This window comes from Cupriavidus sp. UME77 (assembly GCF_014170355.1).
Taxonomy (GTDB): Bacteria; Pseudomonadota; Gammaproteobacteria; order Burkholderiales; family Burkholderiaceae; genus Cupriavidus; species Cupriavidus basilensis.
Genome location: NZ_LZZU01000054.1, coordinates 135,937 through 149,522, shown reverse-complemented (window position 1 = coordinate 149,522; position 13,586 = coordinate 135,937). Strand labels below are relative to the sequence as shown.

Sequence of the window (13,586 nt, the reverse complement as noted above, 5' to 3'; positions counted from 1 at the left end):
TATACTGCATCAAGACCGATGCACCGAAGTTACTAACCTTTTAGAAAGTATTGTCATGTGAGACAATGCTTTCATGAAATGCAAACGAAACTCGGATGCTCGGTCGATCGAGCATCAAGCCTTGCAGGTAATGCGGCAGCAGGCAGTGAAGGCTATTCGCGAAGGCCAGACGGTAGAAAGCGTGGCTGCGGCCTTTGGTGTCAATGTGCGCAGCGTCTATCGCTGGCTGGCCGACTTTGCCAACGGCGGGCAGACGGCGCTGCTGGCTAAGCCGATACCCGGCCGCCCACCAAAGATCAGCGCCGAGGAAATGCGCTGGCTGGCCAAGGCAATCAGGGACAACACGCCGCTGCAGTACAAGTTCGAGTTCGGGCTGTGGACGCTGTCGCTGATCGGTGAGCTGATCCATCGCCAATTCGGCAAGAAGTTGTCGCTGGCCTCGGTCAGCCGGATCATGAAGCTGCTGGGATTTAGTGCGCAGAAGCCGCTCTATCAGGCTTGGCAGCAGGACGCCAAGCTGGTGCGGCAGTGGGAAATTGAGACCTATCCGGAGATCCGGGCTCAGGCGCGAGCGGCGGCCGCAACGATCTACTTCGTGGATGAGGCGGGCATTCGCTCGGATTATCACACCGGTACGACTTGGGCGCCGCGTGGCCAGACACCTGTGGTTGGCGTGACCGGCCGGCGCTTCTCGCTGAACATGATCTCGGCAGTCAGTCCACGTGGGGAGTTCCGTTTCATGGTGCATGACGGCTCCGTCAATACGACGGTGTTTATCGAGTTTCTCAAGCGATTGATGATCGGCGCGACCAAGCCGGTTTTTGTGGTGGTGGACGGGCATCCGGTACACAGAAGCAAGCTAGTCAAAACATACGTCGAAAGTGAGCAAGGCCGGCTGAAGCTGTTCTACCTGCCGCCGTATTCTCCTCACCTGAACCCCGACGAGCAGGTGTGGGCGCACGTGAAGCGGCAAGTCTCCAAGCGTTTAGTCCAGGGAAAGAACGAAATGAAGAAATTGGCGAGAAGTGCGTTACGTCGCATTCAACGACTGCCTGAGTTAGTCAAGTCGTTCTTTCGCCAGCCGGAGTGCCAATACGCTGCGGCCTGACAATACTTTCTGAAAAGTTAGTAACAGTTCCTCGATTGCGATTTCTCCAGCGCTTTTCAATCTTCCGAAGCTCAACCCGGACCAGATCTTCTCGCCGGTTGGGTACGCTGCAAACGTTCCACTCGTTCTGATTGTCAACTCCGCGTCTGCAGTAAAAACGCCAGCGGACTTCGTCAAGCTGCTCAAGGACAAGCCTGGGCAGCTGAACTTTGGTTCGTCCGGCAACGGGACCATTGACCACCTCACCAGCGCTGTGTTCGCGGACAAAACGAAGACGAAGTTTAACCACGTGCCATACAAAGGCAATGCGGCGGCGTTGCCGGATCTTCTGGCTGGCCGCATTGACTTCATGATGTCCGGAAGCTTGAACGCTGTCCTTCCCTTCATCAAGGAAGGGAGGCTGCGCGCGATCGCCGCTACGACTTCGAAGCGGGTCTCGGTTCTGCCCGATGTTCCCACCCTCTCAGAGACGGTGCTCCCGGGATTTGACTCGGGCACGTGGCAAGGTATCGTAGCGCCGACAGGGACCGTAACGCCGATCGTCGAACGACTGAACCGCGAACTGAACCAGACGCTCAAGTCGCCGGAAGTAGTCAAGGCGTTGCAAGCGCAAGGCGCGGAGCCCATGGGAGGCACGCCTGCTCAGTATCACGACCTCATTCACAAGGAATATCTCCGTTGGACGAAGGTCGTCAAAGAGACTGGCGCGACTGCGAATTAATCGATTCAAGGCAAGACAATACTATGTCGGTTTCCTATCCCGTATGGGATTGCCACACCCATATCTACGGTCCTTACGACAGACATCCGCTGCCGGAGGGCGCGGTATACGCTCCGGAAGCGGCGCCCTTTGACGCGCTTCGTGCAATACACAAGTCTGTGGGCATCACGCACGGCGTCATCGTTCAGGCCGCATGCTATGGGCCCGATCACTCCGTACTCAGGGCGGCCCTGGATGCGGGTGAAGGCGCGTATCGGGGTATTGCCGTCATTTCGCCCGACATTTCCGACGCGGAGCTCGCGACGATGGCGGCTTGTGGTGTTAAGGGAATCCGCATTGGCCTGATGAGCCATCTCGGGAACTCCTTCGATGCGGGTAAGGTGAAGGCGCTCGTAGAGCGTATTCGTCCGTACGGCTGGCACGCGCTGGTCCATGGCGAGCCTGAGAATGTCATCGCGGCGGTGGACGCTACCGGTCACTATGGCGTCAAGCTTGTAATCGACCACATGGCGCGCCTTGCGGTGGATGGCCCCGATCTGGCTGCCCGCCTGGACGACGTTTGCGCCTTGCTGCGCGACGAGAACATTTGGGTCAAGGTGTCGGGCGTTGACCGAATCACCAAGGGCAGCCTGGGATCTGCGCAGGCCAAGACTGTGTTGCAACGTTTGCTTGCTGCGGCGCCAAAGCGGGCAGTCTGGGGTACGGACTGGCCCCATCCGAATCTTACATATCCAGTGCCGAAGGACGACGATCTGCTTGCTTGGCTCGGCGCGGCGGTAGGTGACGAAGCGCTGCTGAAGGCCGTGTTGTCCGAAAACCCGACTAGCCTCTACCAATAACAAGCCCAAAGGAGACCATCATGCAGGCACCCTCATTGCCGGATGCGCCCATCCGCTATCCGGATGCACGCATCCAGGCGCTCAGCCCACGGTTTGAGAAGTATCACTTGCCGTTGGCGGCAATCGAACGAATCGCGGCGGGCGGCCGCTGGAACGAGGGGCCTGTTTGGTTCGGTGATGGACGCTACCTGCTGTGGAGTGACATCCCGAACAACCGGATCCTCCGCTGGGACGAAGAGACGGGTAACACCACTGTCTTTCGCAAGCCGTCCAACAATGCCAACGGGAATACCCGGGACAGGCAAGGGCGATTGATTACCTGTGAGCACGGCGGTCGGCGAGTCACTCGCACTGAGTATGACGGTTCCACTACCGTCCTGGCGGATCAGTACGACGGCAAGCCGCTAAATTCTCCCAATGATGTCGTCGTGAAGTCCGATGGCTCAATTTGGTTCACGGACCCTCCATTCGGCATCGCAGGCTTCTACCAAGGCGAGAAGGCCGCGGCGGAATTGCCGGAGCGTATCTATCGCATTGATCCGCACACCGGCAATCTCGACGTGGTTGCGGACGATGTCAGTGGCCCGAATGGCCTTGCTTTCTCCCCCAATGAGAAGCTGCTTTACGTGATCGAGTCTCGCACCCGTCCTCGCCGCATTCGCGCCTTCCATGTAGCGGCTGACGGCAGGACCTTGACTGACAGCAAGATATTGGTGGATGCCGGACCAGGTACCCCAGATGGGTTCCGTGTGGATATCGACGGAAATCTCTGGTGCGGTTGGGGAATGGGTACTCCGGAACTTGATGGGGTGCGGATATTCGCGCCAGACGGCGAGGCTATCGGTCACATCAGCTTGCCTGAGCGCTGCGCCAATCTTTGCTTTGGCGGTCGCCATCGCAACCGGCTGTTCATGGCGTCGTGCACATCCATTTACGCCCTTTATGTCAACACGCAAGGTGCAATTGGCGGGTAGCCATCCGCCAAGTCAGTACGAGAGTATCGTAAGAGAGGCAGGTAATATGAGAAGGACATTTCTGCGGGTAGCCCTGGCTTCCGCTATGGCAGCGCTTTGCTCGCAATCTGCGATTGCAGCTGATATTGTCAGAATGGTAGTCGCATTTCCGGCCGGTGGGCCAGCGGACGCACTGGCGCGGGCTATTGCGAAGCAGCTCGAAACCGAGCTCAAGCGCAGGGTCATTATCGACAACCGGCCCGGTGCAAATGGTGCCATCGCCGTCAGCGCGGTAACGAAAGGACCTGCAGATGGTTCGGTGTTCTTCCTAACCAGTGCCGGTGCAATTGTCATTAACCCGTCGCTCTACAAGAACCTGTCGTATAGGCCGGAGAAGGATTTGGTTCCTGTATCTCTGGTCACGACTACGCCTCAGGTGCTTGTCGCCCCTATGCAGTCAAAAGTCGCGTCCGCGAAGGACTTCGTTGCCATGAGTCGGTCGGGGAAGCCGGTTTCGTTGGCTTCGTCGGGGATTGGCAGCATGCCGCATATGGCTATTGAGCTCTTCAAGGCCTCGACGGGCGCCGAGTTCCTGCATGTCGCATACAAAGGGGCAGCGCCAGCCATCACGGACACAATTGGTGGCCAGGTTGATGCCTTCTTCGGCGATGCTTCGGGCCTGTTGCCATTCATCGCGGGGAAGAAGCTGAAGCCCATCGCAGTGACAACTAGCGCAAGGCTTCCCTATCTTCCCAATGTGCCGACGCTGGAGGAGGGCGGCATCAAGGGTGTTATCGCCGAGAACTGGTATGGCGTAATGGCACCGGCCGGCACTTCGCCAAAGGTCGTCCAGGAACTCAACTCCGCTATTCGCAAGACACTCGAAGACAAGGAAGTCAAAGGTAGCCTTATGACCATGGGTATGACTCCCGCGCCTTCTTCTCCGGCGGAGTTCGCTGCGCGAATTCGCTCGGATGCGGGAAAGTGGTCGCGCCTTATCGCTGAGCGAGGTGTGAAGCCTGAGTGACGCGCAAACAGTAGTTTCTTGCCCCCTGTCCATTGTCGTCAAGTCTCCAGGAATCGAGGCAGGGTTGACCCGGCGGAGTGCCTACCGCCGGGTTTTTTTCTTTGGCGCCCGCGTTGTCCGGAGGACCACCCAATGGTGCCTTGCGCAATTCCACTGAATGGAATTCGGGAGGTGCTTGATCCCAAGCTTGTCGCTAACCTGTGTCTAACAAAGAAGCGCGCTGGGACAAGAGACGTACCGAGTCCGACGCGCTCAAGCATTCGCTAACAGGAGACAAGAATGAACATGATCCGCGCGGCCTTCGTACGACGCATCACTCTCGCATTGATTCCGCTCGCAGTTGCAGCTGCGCCATCGGCTGCATCGGCCGCATACCCGGATAAGCCTATTCGTCTGGTTGTTCCCTTTGCCCCGGGCGGCGGTACCGACCTGGTGGCCCGAGCGATGGGCATTACCATGGGCGCGGACCTTGGCCAACCGGTTATCGTGGATAACAAGCCGGGCGGCAGCACCATCATTGGTACCGACGCGGTCGCGAAGAGTGCGCCGGACGGTTACACCATGGTTATGGCCACCTTGGCCCATGCAGTGAACCCGAGCCTTCACAAGAAGCTGCCGTTTGACACGGAAAAGGCCTTTGCTCCTGTGATGCTTGTAGGCCGCTCGCCAAATGTACTGGTGGTTCGTCCGGATAGTCCAATTAAGTCCGTGCAAGATCTCATCGCGGCGGCGAAGGCGAAGCCCGGCAAGATCAACTACGCGTCGCAAGGCGCAGGCACATCCGCTCACTTGGCCGGCGAGCTCTTCAAGAAGCTGGCCAAGGTTGACATGAACCATATCCCATACCGCGGCGCAGGTCCGGCAATAACTGATCTCCTTGGTGGCCAAGTCGACGTGATGTTTGCCACCGCCGCGGCCGTGGCACCGCACCTCGAGAGCGGAAAGCTCCGGGCGATTGCTGTGACGGCGGCGCAGCGCTCGCAAGCCGGTGGTTTGAGCAAGATTCCAACCATCGCTGAAAGCGGAGTCCCTGGTTATTCGGCTGACAGCTGGTATGGCCTCTTCGTGCCGGCTGGTACGCCGAAGGACGTTATCGCACGTCTGAACGCTGCCGCCAGGAATGCCGTACAGACGGAGGCCTTTCGCAAGCGTGCAGAGCAGGAGGGCCTGACGGTCGGCGCCGGCACCCCCGAAGAGTTTGGCCGGTATGTGGCCGGCGAAAGTCAGCGCTGGAGCAAGATTATCAAGGACGCAAACATCACCGCTGACTGAGTGCGGCACCCTAACAAGAACTGGATTGAATCATGGAAAACTATTCCCTTATCGAACTGAAGTGTGAGTCTGGCATCGCTGTCATTGCCCTTAACCGTCCTGAGAAGCGCAATGCCATGAGCGATGACATGCGCACCGAGTTCATCGACGCCCTTGAGCGCATTACAGCAGACAAGGCTATCCGGGGATTGGTTATCACTGGTAACGGTAAGGGATTTTGCGCTGGTGGTGACGTGTCCGGCATGAAGCGCCGTATGGAAGCGCCGCAAGGAGAGGTCGGCTTTAACGGCTGGAGCCGTCAGCAGCGTGTGCATTACACTCAGAAGCTATTGCACACCATGCCCAAGCCAACCATCGCCGCGGTCAATGGTGCCGCTGCCGGTCTCGGCGCGGACACCGCCATTTGCTGCGACTTCGTCATTGCATCGGAACATGCGTCGTTCTCTTGGTCGTACATCAATCGTGGACTGATTCCGGACGGCGGTGGCATGTACTTCCTCCCGCGGCGGGTTGGCTTGGCGAAAGCCAAGGAGCTGGTCTTCACCGGCCGCAAGGTCGCGATTGAAGAGGCGAAGGACATTGGCATCGTGGATCGCCTGAGCCACTCCGACAGCCTCGTGGAAAACGCAGTGGCCTGGGCCAAGGAACTGAGCCAGGGCTCGCCGACCGCAATTGCTTTGGGCAAGACGATCATGAATCAGTCATACGAATTGCCGGCAGACCAGATTTTTGCTCAGGGCAGCCAGGCGCAAGGGATCTGCTACACCAGCGCCGAACATCGCGAGTCCGTGCTCGCTTTCCTGAACAAACTCGCAGAAAAGGGCTGAACCATGAATGCAATCCAACGCCTTGTGACGCCGCGCAGCGTTGCTGTAATCGGCGCTTCTGCCGACCCTGCGAAGACTGCTGGTCGTCCGGTCCACTATTTGCGCAAGCATGGCTTCGCCGGCGCTATCTATCCCATCAACCCGAAGGTCGCAGAGATCGATGGTCTGCGCTGCTATCCCGATGTGGCGTCCCTGCCGGAGGTTCCGGACGTCGGAATCGTGTTGCTCGGAGCCGAGCGGGCACACCTGGCTGTTCGCGACCTCGCTGCCAAGGGAGCTGGCGCAGCCATTGTGCTGGCGAGCGGGTATACCGAAACGGGCGCAGAAGGTGCGCGGCGCCAGGCAGAGTTGATCGAAGCAGCTGGTGACATGCGTCTGCTGGGTCCGAACACAATCGGCCTGGTCAACCTGACTGACGGAATCCCGCTTTCGGCGAGCGGCGCCCTGGAAATGGACAAGTTTCCTGCCGGCAACATTGGTGTCGTGTCCCAGAGCGGTGGCATTCTGGGGGCTCTTTTGTCGCGTGCAGCTGCCCGCGGTATCGGGATGTCCAAGCTGGTTTCTACGAGCAATGAGGTGGACCTCGACCTGGCAGATTTCATCGATTACCTCGTGGACGACGAAGCTACCAAGGTCATCGCACTGTACGTCGAGAGTATCCGTAATCCGGAAACTTTCAGGCTCGCTGCGCTGAAGGCCGCCCGCGCTGGCAAGCCCGTGGTGGCATTCAAAGTCGGGCGCTCAGAGAGCGGGGCGCGTGCTGCCGTCTCTCACACCGGAGCCCTCGCCGGCGCAGACCGGATGTACGACGCGCTGTTTGACCAGGTCGGCGTCATCCGCGCTCAGTCTTTTGCTGACCTGTTGGATATCCCGGCCGCGCTTTCCACCGGCCGGGCGCTGGCGGGCAAACGGATCGCAATCCTTACGTCTACGGGCGGGGCAGGCACGCTGGTTTCGGATAGTCTGGGTGTAGCTGGCTTCGAAACGCCGGCTCCGGATGAAGAGACCGCGGCAAAGCTGCGTGCGCTTCAGAAGGGCGATCATGCAGCGTTGGACCGTAACCCGATTGACGTTACGCTGGCCGGTCTGCAGCCGGACCTTCTCCGCGCTGCGATTCGCATTCTGTTGGAGAGCCCGAGCTATGACGCCGTAACTGTCATCGTGGGCTCGTCGAGCCTGGCCATGCCCGACCTGATGGCCAACGCCATTCGTGATTGCCTCCCGACCAGCGACAAGCCGGTCATCGCGTATGTCAGCCCGCATGCTCCGGAAGTGGCATCACTCCTGAATCGTTGCGCGGTGCCGGCGTTCTCCGACCCTGAGGCATGCACGGTGGCTTTCCAGGCGATGCTGCGCTCCGGTTCCTTGGAAGGCGCAGACGATGCAGGCACAGCACCGAAGCCCGCGCTAAAGTTGGAGGACTTTGGTTCTGGCTCCCTGGACGAGGCCGCTGGCAAAGCGCTGTTTGGTGCGTTTGGGTTGCCAGTGACGCGTGAAACTGTGGTGAAGAGTCCAGAGGAAGCCGTCGCGGCTGCCAAACAGTTCGATGGTGGGGTCGTTCTGAAGATTCTGTCGGGCGAAATCACGCACAAGAGCGATGTAGGCGGCGTGGCAGTCAATGTGGACCCTGCTCAGATTGGCGAACGCCTGGTTCAGATGGGCGACCAGGTTGAAAAGGCAGTCGGCACGCGACCCACGCGCTTCCTGGTTCAGGAAATGGTGAAGGGCGGAGTCGAAGTCATTCTGGGCATGCACCGCGATCCGCTTGGCACGGGCGTTCTCCTCGGCATGGGTGGGGTCACAGCAGAACTCTTCGAGGACACGACATTGCGCCTGCTCTCGCCTGGTCGCGGCTTGTCGAAGGCGGTCGCGCTGGAGATGATCCGCTCCCTGAGGACCGCTCCATTGCTGGAGGGGTATCGTGGTCGGGCGAAGGCCGATATTGATGCGCTGGCAGATGCCATCGTTGCGTTCTCGGGCATGGTCGCTTCGCTCGGCGAAAAGCTGGTTGAGGCGGAAATTAACCCAGTCTTCGTACTGGCGGAAGGACGTGGCGTAGTGGCCGGCGATGCGGTCGCGGTCCTCAGTGCCTGAAGTCCTGACTACCTCATCGATAGCCGCGCGCGCCGCAGCGTAGTCGCCGAAGCAGGGCATTGGGTCCAGTATGAGGCCAGTCAATGCGTGAACGAACTCCTGCTGCAGTTGTGGCAGGACACAGAACGTCGCCCAGCGGGCGCCGGGCAAGGAGCCTGAACGTGTACGCAACAGAGGCCTTTGGCCAGTTTTATTCGATGGTCCAATCTGCGCCGCTTCCCCCCGAAGCCATGCATCACGCAAAGCGAGCCCTGGTGGATTGGCACGCTTCCGTGTATCCAGGTATCGGCCATGAAGCAGTTGCAATCCTCGAACGCATTCTCGACGAGGAGTTGTCCACTGGACGCGCGAAGCTGGCATCCGGAAAGCCCGCGACGGCGAGGGCTGCCGCGCTAATCAATGGAGCGGCTGCACATGCAGCGGAAATTGACGATAGTTTCAAGGACGCTATGTATCACCCTGGCGCGCCCACGATTGCCGCGGCAATCGCGGCAGCCCAGGACGTTGGCGCCACTGGGGAGACGTTGCTGAAAGGCATTGTCGTCGGCTACGAGATCTCCACGCGCATCGGTATTGCACTCGGGCGCGTGCACTACAAGTATTGGCACAGCACCGCTACCGTTGGCGTCTTTGGCGCTGCTGCCGCCGCCGCTTTCATCTATGGCGCGACGCCGGCCCAGCTGGCTCATGCACTTGCAACTGCAGCAACTTTCTCTGCCGGACTCCAGCAAGCCTTCCGGATGGATTCGATGTCAAAGCCGCTGCATGTGGGGCGCGCCGCCGAGGGCGGGCTTCTGGCCGCCAAGGCAGCAGTCGCTGGAGCAACAGGCTCGCTGGACGTGCTGGACGGTGCGGCAGGTCTGGGCAAGGCCATGTCCGACGGGGCGGACTGGAGCGCAGTGGCTGCAACACTCGGGAGCGATTTCCACATTTGCCGGTTGACCTTCAAGAACCATATTGGCTGCGGGCACACGTTTGCCGCAATTGATGGTGCGTTGGCGTTGAAAGCCGTGCTTGGAATTGAGTCGGCCAAGATCAAGCGCATCCGCGTCGCGACCTACCGACCGGCCCTCGATATCGCTTGCAATCTCGATCCGAAGACCGAGAATGAGGCGAAGTTCAGCCTGAAGTACATCGTTGCTACAGCGTTGGCGTTTGGCAGCGTACGGCTCGCGGCATACGCGCCAGACAGGCTCGCCGACGACGAAACGCGCAGGCTGATGGACTGCATGACCATTGAGGTCGATCCAGAGATTGACGCAGCCTTTCCAGGCAAGCGTGCTGCAAACGTTCGTATTGAGACCGTCGACGGACAGCTTGCCGAACACTTCCAGCCGAATCGAAAGGGTGACCCGGAAGATCCCCTCACTGACGCAGACCTGGATGCGAAGTTGCTCGAGCTCGCATCTCCTGTGTTGGGGCGGCCTGCGGCAGAGAAGCTTGCTGCAACGCTCTGGCGTATCGACCAGTCGCCAACGGTAGATTTCTCGCGCTAGGCCTCAGCAAGACGATAACAAGGAGGAGACAAGTTGCGTAGAGACCTTTTGAAGCTCGCCTGTATCTGCGTAGCACTCTTGGCGTTGCCTGTGCATGCAGCACCGTACCCCGAGCGCCCGGTTCGGATTATCGTACCGTTCCCCGCAGGTGGAGGCACAGATGCCATCGCGAGGTCGCTGGGCGATGAACTGTCGCGGCGTCTCGGGAAGCCATTCATCGTTGAAAACAAACCAGGTGCGGCATCCATCATGGGATCGGACCAGGTCAGCAAGAGTCCGGCCGATGGGTACACGTTGCTTCTCACGACGAGTGCGTTCGCGATTGTGGCGAGCGTTGGACCCAAGCTCCCCTATGACGGAGCGCGCGCGTTTGAGCCGGTTGCACTGCTGGGCCGTGCACCCAACGTGGTGCTTGTACGTAGCGACAGTCGCTTGAAGTCCATGGAGGACTTCCTGCAAGTCGCCCGAACTTCGCCCGGAAAGTTGACATATGGCTCCGCCGGTAACGGGAGTTCGGTGCACCTGGCCGCCGAGTACCTGCAGGCGATGTCCGGAATCAAGCTGACTCACGTGCCGTACAGGGGTTCAGCGCCTCAGTTCGCCGACCTTCTGGCCGGCCATATCGATGTCGCATTTGCCACCATGGCAAGCTCGGCCAGTCTCATTCGAGATGGTCGGGTGCGTGCTCTCGCTGTGACGTCCGCGGACCGGTCTGCCACTTTTCCGGTGGTCCCAACTGTTGGCGAGACGGGTGTGAAGGGATATAGCGCTGACGTCTGGTACGGTGTCTTTGCGCCGAAGGGAACCTCGCCGGCGATCGCGCAGGTTCTTTATCAAGCTATAGCTGGCGCTTCGACGAGCGGTCCGTATCGCGACCGTTTGGAAAGGGAAGGCGTCACAGGCAAGGTAGGTTCCCCGCAAGAGCTAACCGGGACCGTCGGCCAGGAAGTCGCGCGATGGAAAGGCGTCGCGAAGGACAGAAATATCCAGTTTGACTAGCCACTGCGAACTTTGGCCCGCCATGAGCAATACCATCCCAAATCCGGATCGTGTCAAACCAGGGAAAGGGAAGGCCACACCCAATCGTTCATTGGAGAGAGGGATTGCAGTCTTGCGCGCCTTCCGTGCTGGGTCGTCAATGCTCGGTAATGGCGATATTGCGGATCGAACGGGACTTTCGCGGTCGACCGTGAGCCGACTGACGCAGACTTTAGTCGAATCCGGGATGCTTGAGTACGTACCTCAGTTTCGAGCCTACCGCCTGGGTGCTCCTGTCTTGAGCATGGCGCATGCCATGAGTGACGGTTCGACTGTTCTTAAGGTTGCGACTCCGCTAATGACGGAAGTTGCGATGCGCCACAAAATCAACGTTGGGCTAGCTGTGGCTGATGAGGACGACATGGTGTATCTGGAGTCGTTTCGCTATAGTCGCCGACAATCATTGCGCACCATCGTCCGCGGCCTCCGTATCCCGACGGCGCTAACTTCGTTGGGGCGAGCCTATCTCTCGACACTCTCAGCGGAATCCTTTGACCGCACAATGAGCGAGATGGCGAGCCGACATCCTGGTCGAGCATGGCTGCCCATCCGCACGGAAATTGAGCTGGCGATCCGGACGGTGCGGGAGAAAGGCTATTGCGTGGCGTCCTGGCAGCCTCAGGTGGTGGCGGTTGCCACACCAATGCGAATTGAGGGCTACGGAACGTATGTCCTCAACGCCAGCGCATCGACTCAGCAGGAGATTGCAGAAGTCGAAGCCGCTCTTGCCAAGCCGCTACTCGAGCTTGCTGCGGCGATTCACGCCGAGGTCAGTCGCATCGATTGACTTGTAGGAGGAATGTCAGAGGGTCTCCTCTTTCTTCCCCGCTGACTATGACAGGGGCGGGCCGTAGTGCGCTCACCTGCAATGATCCCTGCCTTCAGCGGACATGACCCATAGCGTCCAGTTATTTACTGCGGCGCGGTCAGAATGAGCGCCTGAGGCGACCTGGGGAGCACTGTCAAGCTTCATATGATAAGGGTTCCCACCAATAAAAAGGCTCCACATGCCGCGCGGGATGAGATATGCCGCGTAAACCCTAGGCGGCGCAGGGCGAGCATGGTGCGAATCGTCACCGCAAGCTGGCCGGTGACACGTTGTGCCTTCGCGACGTCCAGTGAGCTCCTATGCAATTGATGTATAGCGGCTATGGTTTCCATCCGCCTTATTCGAAGGCCTCGCCTCCAGTAGAGTGACCAACAGAGCGCGAATGCCACTTCGACACCGCACTTGTCCCAAGGTGCTCAGTCATGGTGCGGGAAGTTGCTTTCGCGGAGCAAAAAGTCCTCTTGGAGCGCGACATGTCAATGGGTGTAGAGCCGACCTGGATCGACGTAGACCGGATTCAGACTCGGTACTTTGCAAAGGGCAATGGGCAGCCCATGCTACTGATTACCGGTGGTCACTTTGGGAATCCGACAGCCACCTCGGTCGTGCAGACCTGGGACCGAAATTTCGATGTGCTCTCAACTGCATTCCATGTGATCGCCGTGGAGAAGCTGGGGCAGGGCCACACCGAAAATCCACTGCACGACGACTTCACTATGCAAGCTGTGGTTGGTCACTTGATTGCATTTCTCGACAAGCTTGGCCTGAAGAACGTCCATCTGGTGGGCCAGTCAGCAGGTGCACTCCCGGTTGTGGCCATCGCCAAGGCCCGACCAGACCTGGTAAGTACCTGCACTCTCATTAACAGCAGCACTCTCTCGCCAGGTGTCGGAATGACGGATGTCAATCTGGCAGGGTGTCCGTTTCCGCCGTACACACGAGAAAGTCAACGGTGGGTCATGGAACGATCCGCTTTCTCGTCGGCATCGGTAACGCAGGAGTATGTAGAGGCAGGCTTTGAGGTCTTGAATCTCGCAAAGTACAAAGCGGGCGTTCGCATTATGCAGGGCGGCGTCAAGGATAGCCTCTTCCTTCCGAGGTTGGCACAAATGAAGCGGGAACTCCTGCAATGGTTGAGCGCTGGTGGACTAACGCGGCCGACTCAAGTGATTTGGGGCGCGAATGACCGGACGGCAGCAGTGAGTCGTGGTCTGGAGCTTTTCAGAATGATCGCAGCCCACGAACGTCGGAGCTACCTGTCCGTTATCAACGAGGCGGGGCATCACCCATTTCGTGAGCACCCTGAACACTTCAATGACCTCTTGATGCGGTTCGCAATGGGCTATGTGCACTAGCAGACCACGTCTCACATGAGTCTGAAC

At 59.1% G+C, this 13,586-nt stretch carries 12 protein-coding genes; all 12 read left to right on the top strand.

Annotated features, from left to right (window positions below):
- Positions 1-73 precede the first annotated feature (73 nt).
- Positions 74-1,108, top strand: a complete 1,035-nt coding sequence (locus tag A9975_RS22040) for an IS630 family transposase (RefSeq protein ID WP_183034654.1) — start codon at positions 74-76, stop codon at positions 1,106-1,108.
- A gap of 34 nt (positions 1,109-1,142) precedes the next feature.
- Entirely contained in the window at positions 1,143-1,829 is a 687-nt protein-coding gene (locus A9975_RS22035; protein ID WP_183034677.1) for a tripartite tricarboxylate transporter substrate-binding protein, read from the top strand.
- Entirely contained in the window at positions 1,787-2,668 is an 882-nt protein-coding gene (locus tag A9975_RS22030; RefSeq protein ID WP_183034653.1) for an amidohydrolase, read from the top strand. The genes A9975_RS22035 and A9975_RS22030 overlap by 43 nt, the downstream gene beginning before the upstream one ends.
- A 20-nt stretch (positions 2,669-2,688) precedes the next feature.
- The gene (locus A9975_RS22025) at positions 2,689-3,642 is read left to right on the top strand and encodes an SMP-30/gluconolactonase/LRE family protein (RefSeq protein WP_183034652.1); all 954 of its coding nucleotides are present in this window, start codon (positions 2,689-2,691) and stop codon (positions 3,640-3,642) included.
- 133 nt (positions 3,643-3,775) lie between these two features.
- Positions 3,776-4,648, top strand: a complete 873-nt coding sequence (locus A9975_RS22020) for a tripartite tricarboxylate transporter substrate binding protein (protein WP_183034651.1) — start codon at positions 3,776-3,778, stop codon at positions 4,646-4,648.
- Positions 4,649-4,927: 279 nt separating this feature from the next.
- The gene (locus A9975_RS22015) at positions 4,928-5,920 is read left to right on the top strand and encodes a tripartite tricarboxylate transporter substrate binding protein (RefSeq protein ID WP_183034650.1); all 993 of its coding nucleotides are present in this window, start codon (positions 4,928-4,930) and stop codon (positions 5,918-5,920) included.
- Positions 5,921-5,952: 32 nt separating this feature from the next.
- Complete coding sequence (locus tag A9975_RS22010) at positions 5,953-6,747, top strand: enoyl-CoA hydratase/isomerase family protein (protein ID WP_183034649.1); 795 nt, start codon at positions 5,953-5,955, stop codon at positions 6,745-6,747.
- Positions 6,748-6,750: 3 nt separating this feature from the next.
- Positions 6,751-8,841, top strand: a complete 2,091-nt coding sequence (locus A9975_RS22005; protein WP_183034648.1) for an acetate--CoA ligase family protein — start codon at positions 6,751-6,753, stop codon at positions 8,839-8,841.
- Positions 8,842-9,002: 161 nt separating this feature from the next.
- Positions 9,003-10,337, top strand: coding sequence for an MmgE/PrpD family protein (locus A9975_RS22000; RefSeq protein ID WP_183034647.1), 1,335 nt, complete (start codon positions 9,003-9,005; stop codon positions 10,335-10,337).
- Between the two features lie 33 nt (positions 10,338-10,370).
- Positions 10,371-11,336, top strand: a complete 966-nt coding sequence (locus A9975_RS21995) for a tripartite tricarboxylate transporter substrate binding protein (RefSeq protein WP_183034646.1) — start codon at positions 10,371-10,373, stop codon at positions 11,334-11,336.
- Positions 11,337-11,358: 22 nt separating this feature from the next.
- Entirely contained in the window at positions 11,359-12,162 is an 804-nt protein-coding gene (locus A9975_RS21990; protein WP_183034645.1) for an IclR family transcriptional regulator, read from the top strand.
- A gap of 464 nt (positions 12,163-12,626) precedes the next feature.
- On the top strand, positions 12,627-13,559 hold the full coding sequence (locus A9975_RS21985; protein WP_183034644.1) for an alpha/beta fold hydrolase: 933 nt from the start codon (positions 12,627-12,629) through the stop codon (positions 13,557-13,559).
- Positions 13,560-13,586 lie beyond the last annotated feature (27 nt).